The following is a 22,572-nucleotide window of genomic DNA, read 5'->3' as shown; positions in this document are numbered from 1 at the left end:
GGGCAGGCGCTGGACGACTCTGACGACAAGCCCTAGCCTCGATCTTTCGCGGGGGTCCGTCGACGGAGTCGGTGGACCCTTTCTGTTTCCGGAGCTGATGGTGGGCAGGCCAGCGGCCCGGTTGTCGCGTCGGGTGGGCGCCGGGTTCCACTGCCCGGGGCGGGTGATGTTGTCGTCGGGACGGTGGAGAGTTGCTGGTCAGCCGGGGGTGGGCAGGATCGCGAGTCGTTCGAGGGCGGCAGTGATCTCCCTGGTCCAGGGCCAGTGCTGGGCGAGGCGGAGGATTCTGCGGCGGCCGGTGGTGACGAGTTGGGCGGCTGCGGAGAACAGGCGGAACCGCAGTCGGCGGGGTTCCCAGAGCCGGGCCTTGCCGGTGAGGGCGAGCATGGGCATCCAGGCCAGCAGGTCGAGGGCAATCTGGACGATCTCCAGCCAGACCTTGTTCTGGGCTGTTGTGTGAAGGGGCAGGTTGCGCAGGCCGGTGGACCGGGCGGCTCGGATCCGGTCCTCGGCCCTGGCCCGCAGCCGGTGACGGAGCTCGAGCTCAGCGATCGGCCGGTTTGGGGTGTTGGTCGCGAAGCACGTGATCCGCATGCCGTCCGCGTCCGTGATCCTCAACTGGGCGCCGGGATGTGGTCGTTCCTTTCGGACGATCAGTCGCATGCCTTCGGGCCAGCCGTCCAGGAGCTTGCCGGTGAGCTCGGCGACCCAGGCCCCGTCACGGGCCTCGCCATCGGTCTTGACGGCCGGGGTCCAGGCTGAGGCTGGGATCTGCAGTACGTGTTCGTGGATCGCCTCGGTGATCACCATGCCGACCGAGTAGGACAGCCATCGGCCTCGTTTCGCGAGCCAGGACACGAAGTCGTGGGTTCCGCCGGCGGAGTCCGTGCGGATCAGCGTCTGCCGCCCTCGCCGGTACTTCTTCGGCAGCTGGGCGAGGGCCAGTTGGGCGGTGGCGATGTGGTCGGCAGCGGTGTTCGAGCCTGCGTTTCCCGGTCGGAGGAGGGCGGCGACCGGCTCACCGGTTCCGCCCGGTCCGTGGTCGACGAAAGCTGTCAGCGGGTGATGGCCGTAGGTCTTCTTCCAGGTCGCTGCTGCGTCCTCCTTGTCAGAGTGGGCGATCACGAGGACGCCGTCGAGATCGATGACGACCTGGCCGTCGGCGTCCGGGGCGTTCTTGCCGGCCAACGACCAGGCACGATGGCGGACTTCAGACCGTGCGGACCGGATGGCATGCAGGGCTTTGTCGCCGGAGGCGGCGAGGGTGTCGATCAGGCGGGAGATGGTCGGGTCGGAGGCGACCGGGCCGAAGACGGCTGGCTCGCACCGCAGCATCGCCACGTCCGCGAGGCAGTCCCCGCCCAGTGCGACCGCCAGGGCGACGTCCAGGAGGGCCTTGCCGGGATCGTGAACGGCCCGAGGTTTGCGCCACGGAACCAGAGCCTGGGATATGGCCTGGTCGAGACCGGTCTTGCGGACCGTTTCGACGAGCAGGACCGACCCGGCCTGGGAGACGACCTGGCGGCCGTCATCCTGGACACGGACACGGGGGTAGGACCCGATAGAGTGCTTCACCTGGGAAGTGCCTCCGGCGGTGGCAGGAACAAGGACCTCGACAATCCTCATTCTTGCTGGTCAGGGGCACTTTCTGCTTTCCTGACCGCCTGTCGGACAGCCCGCTTCACGAAAGCGCGAGGCTAGAGATCTCTACCGAACCCGGGGCGATTCACCGCGCTGGGTCGACACCAGGGCTGGATAGAGGGGTACGAGCCCCAGCCGGCATGCCATCAGTGCCACCTCGACCCGGTTGCGTACGTTCAGTTTGGTCATAATGCTGGACGCGTACGACTTGATCGTGTTCTCGGCGACCCCCAGCCGCCTGGCGATCTCCCGGTTCGACAACCCGTTGCCGATACCGCGGACCACCTCCAGCTCCCTCGAACTGAGGTCGGCCAGTTCGCCGGGCACCGTGGCCGGGTCATGGTTCGGCAGGAGGGTGAAGCGGGAGAACAGACGCCGGATCGCCGACCCGGCGAGGAAGGGTTCTCCATCCGCGACCGACCGGATCGCGGTCGAGAAAACCCAGTCCGGGGAGTTCTTGAGCACATAGCCGTGGACACCGGCGCGCACGGCGCATAACAGGGTGTCGTCGGTCAGCTCCTGCGCCATGAGCATCATTCTGATGCGACGGGTCGTGCCGCCGGGCCGGAGGATGCCGCGGGTGACGTCCAGCCAGCCGGCCGGCGGCAGCGAGGCGTCCACCAGCACCACGTCGGGCCCTTCCGCTTCCACCAGTTGGAGGGCTTCCGCGGAGTTCCCGGCCGTACCGACGACCTGGACGTCGGGGCCGCGCTCCAGCAGCGATCTGATGCCGACTCTGGCGAATTCCTGGTGATCGGCGATCACGACCCGGACGGGCCGGACCACCGTACTGATACTGACCGGGCGCGGAGCGTGGGCAAGTACCACGACGATCCTTTCTCGCCTGACGGGAGCAGCCCGCCGCAGGAGTCGCGCGCCGCGGTCGCGCGCTGGGGCTGGGGCTCGGGTCCCCGACGTTCCGGGGGGTCGGAGCGCTTCGTCCCGGCGACCCTGTGCGTCCTGTTCCTGAGACGATAGCGATGCCGGAGCGCACACATGATCAGGGATCGCCGCCGTTACGCACGTCAGCCGGGAGCCGCCGGGGCCGGTCCCGCACAGCCGGCGCACGTCCGCGCATTGGCCGCCGTCTACTTTCGATGCGGCCGCCGGTCACCAAAGTTGATCCTCGGCGGCCCCAAGGTGGCCGGTCCGGCGCAACAAGTAATGCTGCTTGTTGACTTCCTCCGACGATCGAGCGGAGGATCTACGCAAAATGACGGAAGCTTCCGTGAGCGGTCTCCCACAGGGGGATATCCGATATCCCCACGCCTTCCCGTAAGGCCTGTAACGCAAGGAACGAGGAGGCATTTCCCCCCATGACTTCGGTCAACGATTCCGTGCTCTCTCACGGAAGCCTGGTGGACGTTCTACGCAAGGGCGCCGAAGAAACTCCCGACGAAATCATCTACGCCTATCTGCGTGACGGCACGAAGGTCGAAGAGAGCCTGACCCGCGCGGATCTGGACCGAGCCGCACGGGCCCGCGCCGCACTGCTGCAGGAATCCGGTCCGACCGACCGGCACGCCATTCTTGCCTATCCGCACGACCTCGAATTCATCCGTGCTTTCACCGGATGTCTCTACGCCGGTATCGCCGGGGCCCCGGTGAAGTTCCCCGGCCGCCGCGCCGAATTGGCCCGCCTCGCACCGATCGCGGAGTCCGCCGGGACCACCACGGTCCTCACCACCCGGGCCGCCCACCGCGAGCTGCTCGAACGCTTCCCGGACGCACCGGAGTTGCACGAGCTGAACTGGATCGAGACCGACGACGGCACCGACGGCCGGGAGGAAGCGTGGACCGCTCCCGACATCACCCCGGACCACCTGGCACTGCTCCAGTTCACCTCGGGCTCGACCGGTCATCCCAAGGGGGTCATGGTCTCGCACCGCAACTTCGCCCAGCAGGCCGCGGCGCTGAAGACCGCGCTCGGCTTCGGGGACGACAGCGTGATCGTGTCGTGGCTGCCCTTCTTCCATGATTTCGGGCTGGTGTTCAGTGTCGTTGCCCCCTCCGGCTGGGGGTACCCGCCTATCTGATGTCGCCCAGCGCGTTCCTGCGGCGGCCCCGGCGTCTGCTGGAGGCGGTCTCCCACTTCCGTGGTACGCACGTCGGCGGCCCCGACTTCGGCTACGACCTGTGCGTACGCGGCGCCGCGCACGACCTGGACCAGCTCGACCTGTCCAGCTGGCGGGTCGCGCTCAACGGCGCCGAACCGGTGCGCGACGCCACCTTGCGGCGGTTCACCGAGACCTTCAAGGCCGCCGGGTTCGATCCGCGTGCCTACAGCCCCGCCTATGGTCTGGCGGAGGGCACGCTGGTGGTGAGCGCCAAGCGCGTCACCGACCTGCCCCGCACCGTACGGGTGTCGGCCGCCGCCCTGGCGGAGAGCCGGGTGGTGGGCGCGGACCGGACGACGGACACCACGGCCCTCATCAGCTGTGGCCCCGCCCTCCCGGACACGGTCGTCCGCATCGTCGATCCGGTCGATCGCCTGCCGCGCGGCGAGGAGGAGATCGGGGAGATCTGGGTGCGGGGGACGAGCGTCGCCCAGGGATACTGGCGGCTCCCAGAGGCCACTCGGGAGACGTTCGGGGCCCGTATCGCGGGGGAGGAATCGGAGGGAGTCCACCTGCGGACCGGCGACCTGGGCTTCCTGCGGGACGGGCAGCTGTTCGTGACCGGCCGCCGCAAGGACGTGATCATTCTCCAGGGGCACAACTACTACCCCCAGGACATCGAGTACGTCGCCGAGAGCTGCCACCCCTCCCTGACCAGCGGTTCGGCGGCGGCCTTCGCCCTCGAACGCGACGGGGAGGAACAACTCGCCGTCGTCGTCGAGGTCACCGGAGCGGCATTGGAGGAGACGACCGCGGACCTCTTCGCCCGGCGGGTCAGGGACGCCGTGTGGTCCGACTGCCAACTGCCCGTCTCCGAGCTGGTGATCGTGCGCAGGGGCGCCCTGTCCAGGACCACCAGCGGCAAGATCCAGCGCCGGGAGTGCCGACGCCGGCTGGAGAACGGCGAGTTCAGCCGGCTCACCCTGGCCGTCCTCAGCGGACGCGGGAACCGCCCCGCCCCCGTCGCACCCTCCGCCAACACCTCGTCGGCGGCGCTGCCGTCGCACCTCCTCAAGCCCATGGTGCGCACGCTGCTGTCCCGCATCACCGGGGTCCCCACGGACGGGATAGCCGACGACCAGTCCTTCGCCGAGTACGGACTGTCCTCGGTCGGCGCCCAGCAGCTGGCCGCGGCAATCGAGCCCGTCGTGGGCCGCCCGGTGCCGGTGGAATGGATCCTCAACCATCCCACCGTGGTACGGCTCACCGCGGTACTCGGGCAGCCGGAAGGACACGCCTGAGTGATGAGCGAAGCGAAGAGTACCGACGGCTCGGCGGAGCACGACATCGCCGTCATCGGCATGGCCTGTCGGTTTCCGGGTGGCGTACGCACGCCCGAGGACCTGTGGCGGCTGTCCCTGACGGAGACGGACGCCATCATCGAGATCCCCGAGTCCCGCTGGCGGACCGCCGACCTGTACGCGGCGGACCCGACCCGGCCGGGAATGATCAGTACCAAGTGGGCCGGGTGCATCGAGGACATCGACCGCTTCGACGCGGAGTTCTTCGGTATCTCGCCCCGCGAGGCGGCCCGGATCGACCCCCAGCAGCGGCTGCTGCTGGAGACCGCGCACGAGGCCCTGGAGACGGCCGGAGCCGTGCGGCACGGTGCCGCGGTGTCGGGCGGCGGTGTCTTCGTGGGGATCAGCGGCAGCGACTACGGCAGGCTCCTGGGGCGGGACCTGCCCGCGGTCGACGCGCACTTCAGCACCGGGCAGGCCAGTTCCATCGCCGCGAACCGGCTCTCCTATGTCTTCGGCATGGCGGGGCCGAGCCTGGCCGTGGACACAGCCTGTTCCTCCTCCCTGGTGGCCGTGCACCTCGCGGTGCGGAGCCTGCGTGCCGGTGACTGCCGACTGGCCCTGGCGGCCGGCGTGAACCTCGTACTCGCACCGGACCAGTGGGTCTCGGCGTCCAAGGCGGGCATGATGTCGCCCACCGGACGGTGCCGCTCGTTCGGCGCCGGGGCCGACGGATTCGTACGGTCGGACGGCTGCGGGGTGCTGGTGCTCAAGCCCCTCGCGCTGGCCGAGGCCGATGGGGACCACGTCCTCGGCGTGATCCGCGGCTCGGCGGTCAACCAGGACGGCAGGAGCAACGGGCTGACCGCGCCCAACGGCCCGGCCCAGGAGGCGGTGATCCGGGCGGCGCTGGCAGACGCCGGGATCGGGCCCGAACAGGTCGGCCACGTCGAGGCACACGGTTCGGGCACTCCTCTGGGGGACCCGATCGAGATCGGCGCTCTCGCCGCCACGTACGGCCGGCGGAGCCCGGGCGCCGGTCCCTGCGTGGTGAGTTCGGTCAAGTCCAACCTGGGTCACTCCGAGGCCGCGGCCGGCATGGCGGGACTGATCCGGCTCCTGCTGTGCCTGCGCGAAGGGCAGGTGCCCGCGACGCTGCACACACGCGACCTGAATCCGGGCCTGCCGCTGGACGGCACCAGGCTGGTGGTCGCCCAGCGGACGGAGCCGTGGTCGTCCGGGCCCCCTCGTGTCGGATCCGTCAGCTCCTTCGGCTTCGGCGGCACCAACGCGCACATCGTCGTCCAGGAGGCCGCCCCAGTTCCCCACCGGACGCCCGAGCGGCATCCCGGTCCCCTCGTGCTCCCGCTCTCGGCCGTCGGCGACGAAGCGCTGCGCGCGCTCGCCGCACGCTATCTGCAGGCGGTGGACGCCGAGACCGACGACCCGGGACGTATCGGCAGCCTGTGCTACAGCGCGGCGGCGGGCCGCAGACACCGCCCGTTCCGTGCCGCGTTCACCGGTGCCGACCCGGCCGAACTGCGCGAGCAACTGGAGTCGTTCAGTTCCGGCGGTGCCCTTCCGCGCTCCCTGTCCCGGGCCACCGGGACACGCTGGCGGGACACCGTCTTCGTCTTCTCCGGGCAGGGTCAGAAGCTGACCGGGGCCGGTACGGCGCTGCTGGTCGAACCGGCCTTCACCGAGCACGCACAGCGCTGCGCCCGGGCGTTCGACGGGCCGCTGGGCATCTCGGTCCTCGATCTGCTGACGCGGGACGACGCCGCAGCGGAGCGGGAACTGTCACGGACCGATGTCGCCCAGGCACTTCTGTTCACCGTACAGAGCGGGCTGGCCCTGCTGTGGGGCCGGTTCGGACTGACGCCCGCTGCGGTCATCGGGCACAGTGCCGGCGAAACGGCGGCAGCGCACGCCGCCGGACTGCTCGACTTCGATGCCGCGGCCGCACTGGTGCTGGCCCGGGGCACCACGATGCAGGACGCCGACGACGGAAGGATGGTCGCCGTCTCGGCACCCGCGGAGGCCGTCACCCCGATCCTGGACAAGTACTCCGGCACGGTGGTGCTCGCGGTGGAGAACGCCCCGCGCAGCGTCGTGGTGTCGGGTCCCGCCACGGCCGTCACCGAACTCACCCGTGAACTGCACTGGGCCGGCCACCCCTGCCGTCCGCTCCCGGGCCGCTTCGCGTTCCACAGCCCCGTCATGGCCGACGCCGCCACCGCACTGGAACGTTCCGGGGCCGGCGCCGCCACCGGCCCCGGAGGCACCCCGCTGTTCTCCTCCGTCACCGGATCGCTCCTCGACAGCACACGGCTGGACGCGACGCACTGGGCCCGTGGCCTGGCGGGCCCGGTCCGCTTCCGGGAAGCGGTCCAGGAAGCGGTCCGCTGGGGCTTCACCGCCTTCCTGGAGATCGGTCCGCGACCGACCCTCGGCAGCGCGATCCGCGCCAGCGCCGCGCAGGCCGACGCGACGGCAGAGGTCGTGCACGCGGCGTGCCCGGAGGACGCCGACCTCAAGGGCCCGCGCGGTGTGCTTCCCGACCTGTACGTACGGGGAGCTGACATCAACTGGCAGGTGGTCTACGCCGGGGGCCGCTTCCTGCCCGGCACGCCCACCTACCCTTGGCAGCGGGAATCGCACTGGGCGGTGGGCACCTTCCTTACCGCGGTCCGCCACGACCGCGCCACACCGCAGGGACCCGCGGGGCAGGGCCGGAGCGCGGGCGCCCCCACTCGGGTTCCGGACCGTCCCCCGCACGACAGCACCGACCTCATCCGTGTCCAGGAACCTTCCTCGTCGGCGTCCTCCGTCGCGGCGGCGCCTTCCGTTTCGGCCGATGGGCAGCGCGCGTCGGCGCCCGTCGTGCCGGCCGGCCGTTCCGTCGGCTCCCTCGTCCGTGCACAACTCGACGTCATGCAGCAGCAGCTGGCTCTGCTCGGGCGGTCCCGACAGGCACCGGGGGCCACTGTCGGCAACGGGGTCAGGGCGCTCCCGCCGCACAGGGCCGTCCCCGCACCCGTCCCCGTCCTTTCGTCGGGGCCCGACTCGCCGGGGCCCGACTCGCCGGGGCCCGACTCACCGGGGCCCGACCGCTGGCCGGTCTGCGCTCACCAACGCGAACTGTGGGAGCTGTGCCGCAGGTCGGGTCCGGAGGACGTCGCCTACAACGAGACCGTGGTGCTGGCCTTCCGGGGCCGTGTCGCGACCGAGCCGCTCCGCCGCGCATTGCGCGCCGTCCGCCGGCGTCACCCCGCGCTGCGCGCCGTGTTCACACCCGACGGGACGCATCTCGTCGTCGCCGACTCCACCGGTCAGGACATGCTCCGCACGGTGGCCAAGGACGACTCCTCGGCCGACGCGGCGGTACGCGAGTTCGCCGACGCACCGTTCGATCTCGCGGCCGGCCCGCTGTTCCGCACCCTGCTGGTGCGCCGCGGTGCGGACCGCAGTGATCTGGTGCTCTCCGCACACCATCTGGTATTCGACGGCACGTCCGTGAGCACGGTCCTCGCCGATCTCGCCACCGCCTACGAACAGGCAGTGGACGGTGCGGATCCCGTACGGGACGCCGTGCCCCAGCAGCCCGGTGCCAGCACAACGCAGGAAGGCGCGTCCGAGGAGCTGGTGGCGTACTGGCGCGGCCGCCTCAACGGCCGCCCCGCCCCCCTGTGGGCGACCGGCGCCGAAGCGGCCGCATCCGTGCGCCCCGGCCCGCCGACACGGCAGACGTTCCGCATGGAGCAGGGGGTGTGGGACGCGTTGACCGCACGGTGCCCGGCCCTCCGCAGCACGCCCTTCATGGTGGCGTTCAGTGCCTTCACCGCAGCGCTGCACAGGCTGTCCGGCCGCGACGATCTGGTAGTCGGGGTCCCCGTGGACCAGCGGCAGGATGAGCGGGAACGCGGCTGGGTGGGTCACTTCGTGAACTACGTGCCGGTGCGCAGCCGGAGGACCGGGCCGGTCTTCCTCCCGCACCACCGGCGGACGAGCCGGGCCCTGCTCGAGGACATGGGCCAGGCGGACCTCCCGCTGCACGGCATGCTGGAGGCGCTGGAACGCGAGGGGGCCGTGACGGATCCCTGGGCGGCCCGGCGCGAGCTGACCTCCGTGGTCTTCGACCTCAATCCCACGGTGCCCGAGGTGGCCTTGGGCGGGGCACGCGGCGAGATCGTGCTGCCGCCGGTGAAGGAGGCCAAGTTCGATCTCTTCTTCGACGTCATCCCCGTCCACGGCGCGATACACGTGGACGTCATTCACCGTGCCCATGTGCCCGTGGACGACGTCCGCCGGCTCTGGACGCACTGGCACGAGCTGATCCGGCGGGTCGCGTGCGACACCACGACGAGCTGAGCGACACGGCGCCGGGCAACACGGCGGAGCCGGTGTCACGGAGTCGCACCGCGGCACCGGCCCAGGTCAGGCAGGTCAGGTCAGGTCATCCAGTGGGCTCCGCACCGGCCGGCAGCGCGTCGAGCTGCTCGCGCAGGGTGTCCAGCCCCATGGAGCCCATCTCCAGTGCCTGCCGGTGGAAGGTCGGCAGGTCGAAGGTATCGCCGTGCCGCTCGCGCGCCTCGTCCCTGGCCCTGAGCCACAGCCGCTCGCCCAGTTTGTAGGCGGGAGCCTGACCGGGCCAGCCGAGGTACCGGTCGATCTCGTCACGGGCCTGGCCGGGGTCGACGATCGTCCGGCTCAGCAGGAGTTCCAGGCCCAGTGCGGGGCTCCAGCGTTCCCCTTCGTGGAATCCGCAGCCGGCCGGAAGGTCGAGTTCGAGGTGGATGCCGAGGTCGATGACGACCCGTGCGGACCGCAGCAGCTGGGCGCCGAGCATGCCCAGCAGTTCGCCGTCGTCGAGGTGGCCCAGGTCCCGCATGAGCCGCTCGGCGTACAGCGCCCAGCCCTCACCGTGGCCCGGCACCCAGCACAGCAGTCGCTGGAACGAGTTGAGCCGGTCCGAGCATCGCACCGCCGTGCCGATCTGGAGGTGATGGCCGGGTGCGCCCTCGTGGTAGACGGTGGTGGCCTCCCTCCAGGTCGGGAACACGTGCCGGTCCGCGGGCACCGACCACCACATCGTGCCCGGCCGGCTGAAGTCCTGGGTGGGCCCGTTGTAGTAGGCGCCCACGCCGCCGCCGGGCGGGGCGATCCGGCAGTCCAGCGTCATCAGCTCATCGGGGATGTCGAACTCGCGGTCCCGCAGGGCCGTCAGTGCCTTCGCCGACAGCGACCGCATCCACTCCAGCAGCTGTTGCCGCCCACGCACCTGGTAGCGGGGGTCGGCGTCCAGCACGGCGGCCGCCGCGGCCGGTGTAGCACCACGGCGGACCCGGTCGGCGACCTGGCGCAACTCCGCCTCGACGCGCAGGAACTCCTCCCAGCCCCATGCGTACGCCTCCTGGAGGTCCAGCCGTGCGCCGGTGAACTGCCGCGAGGCGATCCGGTAGACGTCCGCGCCGACGGCGTCCCCCTCGGGCGCCCTGGAGGCCAGTTCGTCGCGCAGGAACGCGGCGAAGCCGGCGTACGCGCCGGCGGCGGCGCGGGCGCCGGAGTCGAGGGCGGCGAGCAGCATGCTGCTGGTGCCGTTCTGCCGCGCGGGGTCCGTGAACGACTCGAAGTAGGACGGCGCTCCGCGGAGTCCCGCCCAGGTCTCGCACTGTTCGGCGACGCGGACCACCTGCCGTGCCGCGGTCACCGTGCCGGTGTCGGCCGCGCGGTCCAGTGAGGCCCGCAGACCGGTCAGTGCCTGCGGCACCCTGCCCAGCCGGACCGCTACCGCGGACCAGTCCTCCTCGGTGCCGGTGGGCATCAGGTCGAAGACCTCCCGCAGGTGCTGCACCGGGCTGAACGTCACGTTGAGGGCGCCCAGGTCCAGCCCGGCGTCGTGCACCTCCCGTGTCACGCCGCCCCGTTCGGCGAAGACGGCCTGTGCGACCCGCTCGGTCGCGTCGGCCGGCCGCGCCGCCTCGATGTGCCGTACCGCCCGGGCGCTCAGCTCCGCCCGGGCCAGGTAACCGTCCGGGGAGTAGTCGGTCAGGTCCTGTTCGTTCCCGGGGATACCGAGGTACGTCGCCATGATCGGATCGAGGGCGGCGTAGTCGGCGACATAGGCGTCGCTGAGCGCGTGCACCCCCCGCTGGCCCGGACGTCCGCCGTCACGGTTGGACATGACGTGTGCTCCTCCCGTTTCCGTCCGCCGCGGCGGGCGCCGGTGCCCGGCCCAGGCGATCGATGATCACCTCGATGACGCGGTCGTGCGAGGGCAGCAGATAGAAGTGGTCACCGCCCGGGAACGTGAGGAGTTCGCAGTGGGCCGAGGTGTGTTCGGACCAGGCAGCGGCGTTCTCCAGCGGGACGAGCGGATCCTGGTCCCCCACCAGAACGGTGACCGGGCACGCGATCCGCCGTCCGGGCGGGCAGTGGTAGGTCTCGACGGCCCGGTAGTCGCTGCGCAGCGGCGGCAGGATGGATTTCAGCAGATCGGCGTCTGCGGCCACCCTCGGGTCGGTGGCGGTCGACTGACGGAGGTGGGCCGTCAGATCGGCGTCACTCATCAGGTGGACCAGCGGGGCGGTGCTCCGGGCGGGCCGGGCGGGCGCCGCCCTGCCGGACGCGAAGAGCCGCGCCGGGCCCCGTCCGGTGGCCTCCTGGAGCAGACGGGCGGCCTCGAAGGCGATCACCGCCCCCATGCTGTGGCCGAAGAACGCCGGCGGCCGGTCGTCGAGGCGTGCCAGGTCCGCCGCCACCCCCCGGGCCAGCTCCCGGACGTCGTCGACGAGTGCGTCCCGCACACGGTCCTGCCGCCCGGGGTACTGCACGCAGAGGACTCTGAACCGCGGGGACAGCGCCGCCGAATACGCACGGAACGAACTCGCCGAACCTCCGGCGTGCGGAAACATGACCAGCGTTCCCTCTGACCCCTGACCGGTATGGAATTCCCTGAGCCATGGGACCCGTTGCGGCATTTGATGTCAACTCCCGGTCGATAGGGCATTCGGTGCCGACGGCACGGCGCACCAAGAATAATCACGGGCCACCACTCGACGGGGACCGTACTTTGGTGGGGACCGGCGCACACGAAAGTGGGTCGGGCGGCATTCATTGGCGTTCGTGCCACGGCAAGGTGGTGCGGATTCGTTGACTCGACCGGCGCAGCCCGGACAAGCTGATTCCCCCGAGGAAGGCACCCCGCCCGGATTCCCGGCACCGGTCCGAGTGAATTCCGTTCATTCCTCCGCACATCGGTGTGCGCAGCGAAGAATGTCCCACAGGAGGCGCGCGCCATGGGAAGGCTTGCCGAATGACCGATGATCATGTGGCCGTCACCGAAGCCGCGGTGCCCCGGCAAGCACCCCGAGTTCTCCCCGCTCCCCTGACCCAGCAGCATCTGTACCGGCTGCACAGGGCGGCACCCGCGGCCGGCGCCGTGGTGCGCTGTTACGCCCTGCCCACGTCGGCGGACGACACCTTGGTCCACGAGGCGGTCCGGGCGGTCGTACTCCGGCACGAGGCGCTGCGCACCCGGTTCGCCGAGCACGACGGGACGGTCGGTCTGCTGGTCGACGGGTCCGCGCGGCCGGACTGGCGGGTCATCGACGTCGCGGACGCGGCGGCGGCACGGCGGCAGCTCACACGGGAGGCGGCCCGGCCGTTCGACCTGCACGCCGCTCCCCCGTTCCGGGCCGTCCTGGTACGCGCGCCGGATACTCCTCCCACGCTGCTGCTCGTCGCGCACCACACCGTCGCCGACAGGCGTTCCATGGAGATCATTGGCACCGAACTCGCCGACGCCTACGGTTCCCTGGTGGACGGCGGGCGCGCCACGGCATCACGACCGGCGCGCCAGTACGCGGACTTCGTCGCCTGGCAGGAGGAACGGCTGGGCGCCGCGGAGGCCAGGGCGGAGCTGGACTTCCGGCAGAAGCAGCCGGCCGGGGAGCCGGGTGGCCTGCGGCTGCCCTTCGTGCGGCCGTACGCCGCGGAGGGCTTGGCGCTGGACGCCGAACCGTTCGCCTTTCCGCTGCCGGGCGAGGCCGTGCGCGCGCTGGACACACAGTGCCAGGAGGCCGGCACCTCCGTGTCCACCGGGCTGCTGACCGTCTTCGCGGTCCTGGTCGGCCGGTACGGCGGCCCGTCCGACGTCCGGCTGGGAGTCGTGGCCGCGGACCGGGCGGACGACCGGTTCCGGGACACGGTGGGCCGCCTGGAGACCATCCGCGTACTGCGCTGCGAGCTGGCCGACGCGCCGTCATTCCGGGAGGCGCTGCGGCGCACGGCCGCGGTGGCGGCACAGGCCGGGGGGTACCGGACCCTGCCGTTGGAGAGCCTCGCGCCCCCGCCGGACTCCGGCGACGCGACCGCACTGTTTCCCGGGTACACCGTGGCGTTCGCCGAGACCGGCGCCCGTCGGCCGTCCCTGCCGGTTCCCGGCGGGGCGATCACGGAGCTGGGTGCGGCGCCGGACTCCGGATCATTCACCGGTCCGTACGCCCTCGGTCTCGAAGTCGTCCTGGACGGCGACGAACCCCGCGCCGTGCTCCGCTGCCCCGGTGGTCTGCTCCACGGACTGGCCCTCCAGCAGTTGGCCGACTCCTACTGCCGGCTGCTGACCGGCATCGCGAAGGACCCCGACCGGTCCGTGGCCGCCCTGGACATCCTGGACGAGCGGGAATCCGCCCGGCCGGCGCCGCCGTCGGCCGAACCCGTACAGGACGAGCCCTGCTGCCACGACCTCTTCACGGAGCAGGCGCGGCGGCGCCCGGACGCCATCGCCGTGATCCACGAGGGGACCACCCTGACCTACCGTGAGCTGGACCGGCGCAGCAATCGGCTCGCGCACCGGTTACGTGCACTCGGTGTGGGCCCCGAGACACTGGTCGGCCTCTCGATGGACCGGTCGGCCAACCTCGTCGTGGCGATCCTGGGCATCCTCAAGGCCGGCGGCGCGTACGTCCCGCTCGATCCGTCCTCCGCCCCCGCCCGCCTGCGCTACATCGTCGAGGACTCGGGGATCACCCACCTGGTCCGGGCCGGCGAGGGCACGGGGCCGGCCGACGGGTTCGGCGGCCGGGTGGTCGACGTGAGCGAGGAGGCCCTGAGCGACGCCGCGGGTGCCGGACGCGCCCCCGAACGCACGGCGACGGCGGACAGCCTGGCGTACGTCATCTACACCTCCGGGTCCACCGGCCACCCGAAGGGGACGCTGATCCCGCACCGCAACATCACGCGGCTCTTCAGCTCCACGCGGGCCTGGTTCGGCTTCACCGAACGGGACGTGTGGAGCCTGTTCCACTCCTACGCGTTCGACTTCTCGGTCTGGGAGATCTGGGGAGCGCTGCTCCACGGCGGCACGCTCGTCGTGGTCCCGTACGAGGTGAGCCGGTCCCCCGAGAAGATGCTGCGGCTGCTGCGCCGCACCGGTGTGACCGTCCTCAGCCAGACGCCCTCCGCTTTCCACCAGTTGATGAAGGCGGAGGCCGCGGACCCCGTCGGCGAGGACGCCCCCCTGGCGCTGCGCTACGTCGTCTTCGGCGGCGAAGCACTCGACCTGCCGGCGCTGCGCCCCTGGATGCTGCGGCACGGGGACGAGCGGCCGCAGCTGGTGAACATGTACGGCATCACCGAGACCACGGTCCACGTGACCTACCGGCCCGTCACCTTCGAGGACACGGCCGCCGACCGGCCCAGTGCCATCGGGGTCCCCCTCCACGACCTCCAGCTCTACGTGCTCGACCCGCACGGCCGTCCGGTGCCGCAGGGCGTCGCGGGAGAGCTGTACGTCGGCGGTGCGGGGCTGGCACGGGGCTATCTGGACCGGCCGGAGCTGACCGCCGAGCGGTTCCTGCCGCACCCCTTCGGCGGTGGGCCGCACGCCCGCATCTACCGCACCGGTGACCTGGTGCGGCAGTTGCCGGGCGGGGACATGGAGTACTGCGGGCGGCTGGACGACCAGGTGCAGCTGCGTGGCTTCCGTATCGAACTGGGCGAGGTCGAGGCCGCGTTGTCGCAGCACCCAGGCGTGGAGGACGCCGTGGTGGTCCTGCAGTCGGACCCGCCGGGCGGCGACCACCTCACCGGGTACCTCCTCACCGCGGACGGCGAACTGGACGAGAACGCGCTGCGGGCCGAGCTGGCGGACCGGCTGCCCGACTACATGATCCCGGCATTCCTGGTGGTCCTGGACGCGTTCCCGCTGACCGTCAACGGCAAGGTGGACCGTGCCCGGCTGCCCCATCCGAAGCAGCTGCGGGCCGCTCCCTCGACGGACCTCGTCGCCGGACGCGATCATGTGGAACGCACCCTCGTGCGGCTGTGGGCGGAGGTCCTCGGGCACGACCGGATCGGCATCGACTCCCCCTACTACTCGTCCGGCGGCGACTCCATCCGGAGCATCCAGATCCTGGCCTCGGCCCGCGAACACGGGCTGGACTTCGACATCGCCGAGCTGGCGCGCCGGCAGACGATACGGGAACTCGCTCCGGTCGTGCGTAGGGTCTCCGCGACCTCGCAGGCCCGCTCGGACGCCCCCTTCACCGCGCTGAGCCGACACGACCGGGCCAAGGTGCCCGAGGGCGTGACCGACGCCTTTCCGCTGTCCGCCCTGCAGGCCGGCATGATCTACCACAGCGAACTGACGGCGGGCAGTGGCGCGGACGGCACGGAGCAGCTCTACCACAACGTCACGAGCTACCACCTCCGTGCCGCGTACTCGGAAGAGGCGTGGCGCCGTGCGGTACGGAGCGTGCTGGCCCGGCACGAGATCCTGCGGGTCTCCTTCGACCTGGACACCTTCGACGAACCGATGCACCTCGTCCACGAGGACGTTCCCCTGCCGCTGTCCTTCGAGGACCTCAGCCACCTTTCTGCGGAGGCGCAGCAGGCGGCGGTCGAGGAACGGTTCCGTGCCGAGCGGCGGCGGCCGTTCGCATGGCGGACCGCGCCGTTGATCCGCTTCCACGTGCAGCGGCGCTCAGCGGACACGTTCCAGCTGCTGGTCGTCGAGCACCACGCGATCCTGGACGGCTGGAGCGAACGGTCGCTGCTGGCCGAGCTGTTCAGCCGGTACCGCGACGAGGTGACGGGCACCGCCGACCCGCGGCCAGCCGATCCTCCCAGGTCGCGCTTCCGCACCTTCGTCGAGCTGGAACGGGCGGCCCGTGACAGTGCGGACGAGCGGACGTTCTGGGCCGCCGAACTCGCGGGAGCGCGACGGACGACGCTGCCGCGATGGCCGCGGCCTGCGGCGGCGGACGCGGCCATGGCCTGCGCGGACGTGCCTTTTCCGGCATCGCTGTCCGACGACGTCCTGGAACTGGCCGATCTGCTCGGGGTGCCCGTACGGATCGTGCTGCTCGCCGCGCACCTGCGCGTGCTGGCCGTGCTCGGTGGCAGCGACGACGTGCTCACCGGCGTCGTGTACAACGGCAGGGTCGAGGAGCAGGACGGCGACAGGGTTCTGGGCGTCTTCCTGAACACCGTCCCGATGCGCGGCCGGCTGCCCGGCGGGAGCTGGCTCGATCTCGTCGGCCACACCGCCGCAGTGGACCAGCGGCTCCAGGAGCACCGTCGGTTCCCGCTGGCGGAACTCAGCTCGCTCGGCGCGGACGCCCCCGTCCTGGAGACGTACTTCAACTACACGCACTTCCACGTCTACGACTCGGTCGGCGGGTACGACGACCTCCAGGTGCTGGACGAGAAGTGGGCCGCGCACTCCAGCTTCCCCTTCGGTGTCGAATTCTCCCTCGACGGGACCGCCGGGGCGCTGGTGATGGCCCTTCGGTACGACTCAGGCCGTTTCGCAGCCGAACAGATCGGCCTGTTCGGCGACTACTACCTCAACGCGCTGCGTGCCATGGCGGCGGACCCCGGCCTGCCGTACGCGCACACCCCGCTGCTGTCCGCCGGCGAACTGGAGCAGCAGCGGAAGTGGAACGACACCGGTCGGCACTTCCCCGGTGACCAGGTGCTGCACCGGATCATCGACCGGCAGGCCGGACGCACGCCGGACATTCCGGCGGTCCGCTGCGAGGGAGAGTCACTCACGTACCGGGAGTTGACGGAGCGCGCCAACCGGCTCGCCCACCGTCTGCGCGAGCTGGGTGCCGCACCGGGCCGTTTCGTCGCTCTCCACCTGGACCGGTCACCGGAGCTGATGATCGGGCTGCTCGCCGTGCTCAAGGCGGGAGCCGCGTACGTGCCGGTCTCCCGTGAGGACCCGGCCGACCGGGTACGCGAGCTGCTGGAGGAGGCGGAGCCGGTCGTGGTGTTGAGCACCGTGGCCGGCAGGGACCGTCTGAACGGCACGGGAGCCGTGGTCGAGTGCGTCGACGGCCGTGATCCGCGGTGGGCGGCGTACCCGCCGGACGACGTCCCGGACACCGCGGGACCGCAGGACCCGGCCTACATGATCTTCACATCCGGCTCCACCGGCCGTCCGAAGGGAGTGGTGGTCCCGCACCGCGCGATCAGCAACCGGCTCCTGTGGATGCAGCACGCGTACCGGCTCGCCGAGCGCGAAAGGGTGCTGCAGAAGACTCCGTACACCTTCGACGTCTCGGTGTGGGAGTTCTTCTGGCCACTGATCTCGGGCGCCACCGTGGTGCTGGCCCGGCCCGGCGGCCACCGCGACCCGGAGTACCTGGCCGGGCTGATCGAGCGCGAGGGGGTGAGCACGGTCCACTTCGTCCCGTCCATGCTGCAGGCGTTCCTGGATTCCCTGGACGACCGCGAGATCGCCCGTTGTGCCGGGCTGACCAGGGTCTTCTGCAGTGGTGAGGCGCTCGTCCACGATCTGCAGCAGCGCTGTATGGGATTCCTGGACGCCGATCTGCACAACCTCTACGGCCCGACGGAGGCCGCGGTGGACGTGACCTTCTGGCACTGCCGCGCCGACGGGCCGGAGGTCGTGCCCATCGGCCGCCCCATCGCCAACACCGAGACCCTTGTACTCGACCGGGACCTGAACCCGGTGCCGCTCGGCGTGACCGGTGAACTCCACCTCGGCGGCGTGTGCCTCGCCGATGGGTACCACCGCCGGCCCGAGCTGACCGCGGAGCGCTTCATATACCTCAGCCGTCCCGACGGTACCCGTCTGCGGCTGTACCGCACCGGTGACCTCGCGCGGTGGCTCCCGGACGGCGTCCTGGAGTTCGCCGGCCGGGCCGACGACCAGATGAAGATCAACGGCATGCGGGTGGAACCGGGCGAGATAGAGGCGGTACTGGGCGGTCACCCGTCGGTACGGGCCTGCGCGGTGCTGCTGGAGTCGGACCGTCTGACCGCCTATGTGGTGCCGGCATCCGGCGGCGAGCCGGACCTGACGGCCTGCAAGTCGTTCCTCGGGCAGAAGCTGCCGAAGCATATGGTCCCCTCGGCGTGGCGCCGCATCGACCACATGCCCCTGACCTCCAGCGGCAAGGTCGACCGCAAGGCCCTGCCCGCGCTGGGGGCGCCCATGACGGAGGCTCCAACCCTCCGTGTCCCGCCCCGGGACCCCTGGGAGGTACGGCTGCTCTCCGTCTGGGAGGGCCTGTTCGGAACCGGACCGATCGGCGTCGACGACGACTTCTTCGAACTCGGGGGGCACTCCCTGTCGGCGCTGCGCCTGGTCTCCCTCATCCGCGCGGAGTTCGGCACCCGGCTGCCGCTCTCGGCCGTGCTCGACTGCCCCACCGTGGCGGCGCAGGCCGCGCTGCTGCGCTCGCCCGAGGAGGGCACCCAGCGGAACACGTCGCTGGTCACGCTGCGCGCCGGCGGTACCCGACGCCCCCTGTTCCTCGTCCATCCCATCGGTGGGAACGTGTTCTGCTACCGGGAACTGACGGCCGCCCTCCCCGAGGACCAGCCCGTCCACGCGTTCGCCGCCCGGGGTTTCGAGCCCGGGGCCGACCCGCTGCCGACCGTCGGGGCGATGACCGAGCGCTATCTGATCGAGCTGCTCCGCGTCCAGCCGCACGGCCCGTACCGGCTCCTGGGCTGGTCCCTCGGCGGCCTGGTCGCACGGGAGATGGCCGCGGAACTGCGTGCGGCCGGTCAGGAGGTCGAACTCCTCGCCCTCCTGGACACCGGCCACCCGGGCGGAGCCGGCCGGCCCGCGACCGCGGAGGCCGGGGAGTTCGACGAGGAATCCCTGATGCGGCACTTCGCGGAGGACCTCTGCCGGGCGGCCGGACTCCCCCCGCTGCCGCTGGAACGCGCCGCGGCGCGCCCGGGGGCCGGCACGGCGGACGGCGCTGCCGCGCCGCCGGCTCGGCTGCTCGGCGCACTGCGGGCCGCCAAGGCCCTCCCCGACCTGGGGCCGGATCAGTTCGAACGCGCCTACCGCGTCTTCCGGGCGAACGCGCACGCCCTCGCCGGGTACGAACCGGCCCCGTACCCGGGGCCCCTGCTGTACTTCCACTCCGCCGACGCGGAGGGCGCGGCCCGTGCGGAAAGCTGGCGCGGCAGCACCGACGGTGCGTTCACCGCCCGCCCAGTCCACGCCGATCACTACACGATGCTGCACCCACCGCACGTCGAGGCCGTCGCCCGCGATCTCACGGACTCCATGGACGACGGGTCCGACCCGTACTGACCGCTCCGGGCCGGAGAGCAGCGGGGGAATCGGAACCATCGGGAACCGAGGGAATCGGTCACCAGCGGAATCAGGAAGCGAGGAGCACCGTGGCACTGACGGCGAAGAGCGGCCTGGGGGGTGCGGCGATACGGCCGCCGGCCACCGCGGCACAACGGCGGCTGTGGGCGGCGGAGCAGCTGACCGGGGGCAGCGGAGAGTACAACGTCCCGGTGGCCCTGCGGTTGCACGGCCCGCTCGACACGCCCGCCCTGCTGCGCGCCCTGCACGTCCTGCTCACCCGGCACGAGTCGCTGCGCAGCACCTTCGACGTCGGCCTCGGCGGCACACTGCGCTGGACGGCGCGCGCACCGGAGGACTACCCCGTCGAGCAACGGGACTTCTCCGGCGAGAGCGACCCGGTCGACGCGGCGGTCGGGTACGCGGACGAGCTCGCCCGGCGGCCGTTCGACCTCGGCCGCGAAGTCCTCCGCACCGGGCTGCTGCGCCTGGCCGACGACGACCACATACTCGTGTGCGTCGGTCACCACGTGGTCTTCGACGACTGGTCGGTCGCCGTCCTCTTCCGGGAGCTGGAGGTCCTGTACGCGCTGGCCGTCAGAGGAGTCGCGCTCTCGTCGGCGCTGCCCGCCCTGACGTATGGCTACATGGACCTGAGCCTGGACGAGCGCCGGAACCTGACCCGGGGTCGGCTGGACACGCACCTGTCCTACTGGCAGGACCAGTTGTCCGACGCCCCCGCTCTCCGCCTGCCGGCCGGCCGGCCGCGGCCGGCCACCCGCACCGCGCACGCCGGCCGGCACCGCTTCACCCTGTCCGCCGAGCTGACCGCCCGCCTCACCGCGGTGGGCCGGTGCTCCCGCGCGACTCTGTTCATGACCCTCCTGACCGGGTACCACGCCCTCCTGAGGAAGTGGACGGGGCAGACGGACATCACCGTCGGCACTCTCGTCACGGGGCGCACCACCCCCGAGCGGGAAGCACTCATCACCTGCATGGTCAACACGCTCGCCATCCGGTCGACAGCTCCTCGCGAGGCCACGTTCGCGCAACTCCTCGGCGAGGTGCGCGAGCGTACGCTGGCGGCGTTCGCGCACCAGGACGCACCCATCGACGAGGTCGTCGCCCGTCTTCCGGACCGTGGCGGCGACCCCCTCGTCCAGGTGATGTTCGAGTTCCAGAACACCACCATGGATGTCGCCGCGCTGCACGGAGGAGCCGGAGAGGTACCGGCGTTCCTGGGCCTACGCACCGTCGCCCAGCCCTTCAACCACCTGACCGCGCGCTACGACCTCGAACTGGCCGTCGGCACGACGCCGGACGGGCTGGTCGGGAGCATCGTCTACCCCTGCGACCTCTTCACCGAGGACACCATCGCCGCTCTCGCCGAGGACTACACCGCCGTCCTGCACGCCGTCGCATCGCCGTAGGCCCTGTTGTCACCGCCACGTCGTGAAGGTGACACCAGGGCCTTGGGGGCTTGTGCGCGGTTCCGCGACGGAACCGTCATGGGGCGGCGAGTGCGAGGACCGCGTTCTGTCCGCCGAAGCCGAAGGAGCTGCTCAACGCCAGACCCACCTTCGCCCGGGTCGGCTCTGACACCAGCGACAGGTCGATGCACGGGTCCTGGGTGGTGAGGTTGGCCGTGGGCGGAACCGTCCCGGACTCGATGGCCATCGTGGTGTAGACGGCTTCGATCGCGCCGGCCGCTCCCAGGAGGTGTCCCGTCACCCCCTTGGTGGACGTGGTCGACGGGTGGCCGACGAGAACCCTCCCGAGTACGTCCGCCTCGATGCGGTCGTTGAGCCGGGTGGACGTGCCGTGCGCGTTGACGTGATCGACGTCGGCGCCCCCCGCCCCCGCATCGGCCAGCGCCGCGCGGAGCGCCGCCTCGGCGCCCTTGCCCTCGGGATGCGGTGCCGTCGCGTGGTGGGCGTCGGCGCTCGCCCCGTAGCCCACGACACGGCTCCTCATCCGTGCGCCGCGTGCTCGCGCGTGCTCCGGGCGTTCGAGCACCAGGACGCCGGCTCCCTCTCCGATCACGAAGCCGTCCCGGTCGACGTCGAAGGGACGTGATGCCGCCTCCGGCTCGTCGGTCCGTTCCGAGAGCGCGCCCATACGTGCGAATCCGCCCACCATCAACGGCGTGATCATGGCCTCGCTGCCGCCGGCCAGCACGATGTCGCACCGGTCCAGCGCGAGCAGGTCGCGGGCTACCCCGATCGCCGTGGTCCCGGAGGCGCACGCGGTGCTCACGACCAGGTTCGGTCCGGTCGCGCCGAATTCCATGGCCACCTGGCCGGCCAGCATGTTCGGCAGCTGCATCGGCAGCAGGTACGGCGAGAGCCGCTTGAATCCGTCCCGGACGAGGGTGAGGTGCTGTTCCTCGACGGTGCCGATCCCACCGTCGGCGGTCCCGAGCACCACGCCGACCCGTGCGCCGTCCCAGGAGGACGGGGTCAGTCCCGCGTCGGTGATCGCCTCACCGGCGGCCACCAGAGCGTACTGGGCGACACGGTCCAGGCGCAGCGCCCGACGGGCCCCGAGCAGGGCGTCCCCGTCGAAGTCCGGGACCCGGCACGAGAGGTGTGGCGGGATGCCGTCGAGGTGGGGATCGACCGCCGCGGTGGACCTGCCCTCGCACACCCTGGCCCAGTTGGCCCCGGCTCCGATACCCGCCGGGGTCACCAGACCGACCCCGGTGATGGCCGCGTCGGTCATGAGACGCAGTTGCTCTGTTCCGACATGAGCTGGGTGATGTCGTCGACGGTCCAGGCGTCGGCCAGCTCGTCCTCGTCGACGCTGACGCCGAGGTCCTGCTCGATGAGGAGCGCCAGCTCCACCAGGGCCAGTGAGTCCAACTCGATGTCCTCGATGGTCGCTTCGGGGGTGACCAGTTCCTCGGCGACCTTCAACTTGCCGACGAGGAGACCCTTGAGTATTTCGAACATGATCGCTTCATCCATTCTGATCACATGGGACGGTT

The 22,572-nt window shown here is 71.3% G+C and carries 10 protein-coding genes and 1 pseudogene; 5 read left to right on the top strand and 6 right to left on the bottom strand.

All coding sequences use genetic code 11. The features are described from left to right. Positions 1-198 precede the first annotated feature (198 nt). Together HUT19_RS40370 and HUT19_RS40365 are read right to left on the bottom strand one after the other, a co-directional pair. Entirely contained in the window at positions 199-1,575 is a 1,377-nt protein-coding gene (locus HUT19_RS40370) for an IS1380 family transposase (protein ID WP_176178656.1), read from the bottom strand. A 132-nt stretch (positions 1,576-1,707) separates the two neighbouring features. Continuing rightward, positions 1,708-2,427 carry a response regulator transcription factor gene (locus HUT19_RS40365; RefSeq protein ID WP_176186199.1) on the bottom strand — a complete coding sequence of 240 codons (720 nt, stop codon included), beginning with the start codon at positions 2,425-2,427 and terminating at the stop codon, positions 1,708-1,710. Positions 2,428-2,957: 530 nt separating this feature from the next. Between HUT19_RS40365 and HUT19_RS44480 the strand changes: the two are divergent. The 3 genes and pseudogenes from HUT19_RS44480 to HUT19_RS40350 all read left to right on the top strand — a co-directional run. Next, a pseudogene (locus HUT19_RS44480) lies at positions 2,958-4,141 on the top strand (AMP-binding protein); the annotation flags it as partial. Between the two features lie 636 nt (positions 4,142-4,777). Continuing rightward, positions 4,778-4,999, top strand: coding sequence for an acyl carrier protein (locus HUT19_RS44475; RefSeq protein ID WP_176187907.1), 222 nt, complete (start codon positions 4,778-4,780; stop codon positions 4,997-4,999). 3 nt (positions 5,000-5,002) lie between these two features. Further along, positions 5,003-9,370 (top strand): type I polyketide synthase, encoded by a 4,368-nt coding sequence (locus HUT19_RS40350; RefSeq protein WP_176186197.1) that lies wholly within the window; start codon positions 5,003-5,005, stop codon positions 9,368-9,370. 85 nt (positions 9,371-9,455) lie between these two features. Here HUT19_RS40350 and HUT19_RS40345 read toward each other — a convergent pair whose 3' ends face one another. Both HUT19_RS40345 and HUT19_RS40340 read right to left on the bottom strand, forming a co-directional pair. Further along, positions 9,456-11,183, bottom strand: a complete 1,728-nt coding sequence (locus tag HUT19_RS40345) for a DUF885 domain-containing protein (protein WP_176186195.1) — start codon at positions 11,181-11,183, stop codon at positions 9,456-9,458. After that, positions 11,170-11,979, bottom strand: coding sequence for a thioesterase II family protein (locus tag HUT19_RS40340; RefSeq protein ID WP_217712343.1), 810 nt, complete (start codon positions 11,977-11,979; stop codon positions 11,170-11,172). Before HUT19_RS40340 ends, HUT19_RS40345 begins: the two co-directional genes overlap by 14 nt. 335 nt (positions 11,980-12,314) lie before the next feature. On the opposite strand from HUT19_RS40340, the gene HUT19_RS40335 reads away from it, so the two are divergent. Beyond that, positions 12,315-19,586: a non-ribosomal peptide synthetase gene (locus tag HUT19_RS40335; RefSeq protein ID WP_176186191.1), complete on the top strand. Its 7,272-nt coding sequence runs from the start codon at positions 12,315-12,317 to the stop codon at positions 19,584-19,586. An 89-nt stretch (positions 19,587-19,675) separates the two neighbouring features. After that, positions 19,676-21,016 carry a condensation domain-containing protein gene (locus tag HUT19_RS40330; protein WP_176186189.1) on the top strand — a complete coding sequence of 447 codons (1,341 nt, stop codon included), beginning with the start codon at positions 19,676-19,678 and terminating at the stop codon, positions 21,014-21,016. Positions 21,017-21,092: 76 nt separating this feature from the next. On the opposite strand, the gene HUT19_RS40325 is transcribed toward HUT19_RS40330, so the two are convergent. Both HUT19_RS40325 and HUT19_RS40320 read right to left on the bottom strand, forming a co-directional pair. Then, a complete protein-coding gene (locus HUT19_RS40325) occupies positions 21,093-22,307 on the bottom strand; it encodes a beta-ketoacyl synthase (protein ID WP_176186187.1) in 1,215 nt (404 codons plus the stop codon). Then, a complete protein-coding gene (locus tag HUT19_RS40320) occupies positions 22,304-22,552 on the bottom strand; it encodes an acyl carrier protein (protein WP_254886079.1) in 249 nt (82 codons plus the stop codon). Before HUT19_RS40320 ends, HUT19_RS40325 begins: the two co-directional genes overlap by 4 nt. Between the last annotated feature and the right edge of the window lie 20 nt (positions 22,553-22,572).

It is taken from the genome of Streptomyces sp. NA02950, from assembly GCF_013364155.1.
Classification (GTDB): Bacteria; Actinomycetota; Actinomycetes; order Streptomycetales; family Streptomycetaceae; genus Streptomyces.
Note: the sequence above shows the minus strand (reverse complement) of the source record. Positions and strands in the feature narration are given on the sequence as shown.

Excerpts from the sequence above, each read along its gene's own strand:
- HUT19_RS44475 (WP_176187907.1), top strand. The coding sequence starts at position 4,778 with ATGGTGCGCACGCTGCTGTCCCGCATCACCGGGGTCCCCACGGACGGG.
- HUT19_RS40350 (WP_176186197.1), top strand. The coding sequence starts at position 5,003 with ATGAGCGAAGCGAAGAGTACCGACGGCTCGGCGGAGCACGACATCGCC.
- HUT19_RS40345 (WP_176186195.1), bottom strand. The coding sequence starts at position 11,183 with ATGTCCAACCGTGACGGCGGACGTCCGGGCCAGCGGGGGGTGCACGCG.
- HUT19_RS40340 (WP_217712343.1), bottom strand. The coding sequence starts at position 11,979 with ATGCCGCAACGGGTCCCATGGCTCAGGGAATTCCATACCGGTCAGGGG.
- HUT19_RS40335 (WP_176186191.1), top strand. The coding sequence starts at position 12,315 with ATGACCGATGATCATGTGGCCGTCACCGAAGCCGCGGTGCCCCGGCAA.
- HUT19_RS40325 (WP_176186187.1), bottom strand. The coding sequence starts at position 22,307 with ATGACCGACGCGGCCATCACCGGGGTCGGTCTGGTGACCCCGGCGGGT.
- HUT19_RS40320 (WP_254886079.1), bottom strand. The coding sequence starts at position 22,552 with ATGGATGAAGCGATCATGTTCGAAATACTCAAGGGTCTCCTCGTCGGC.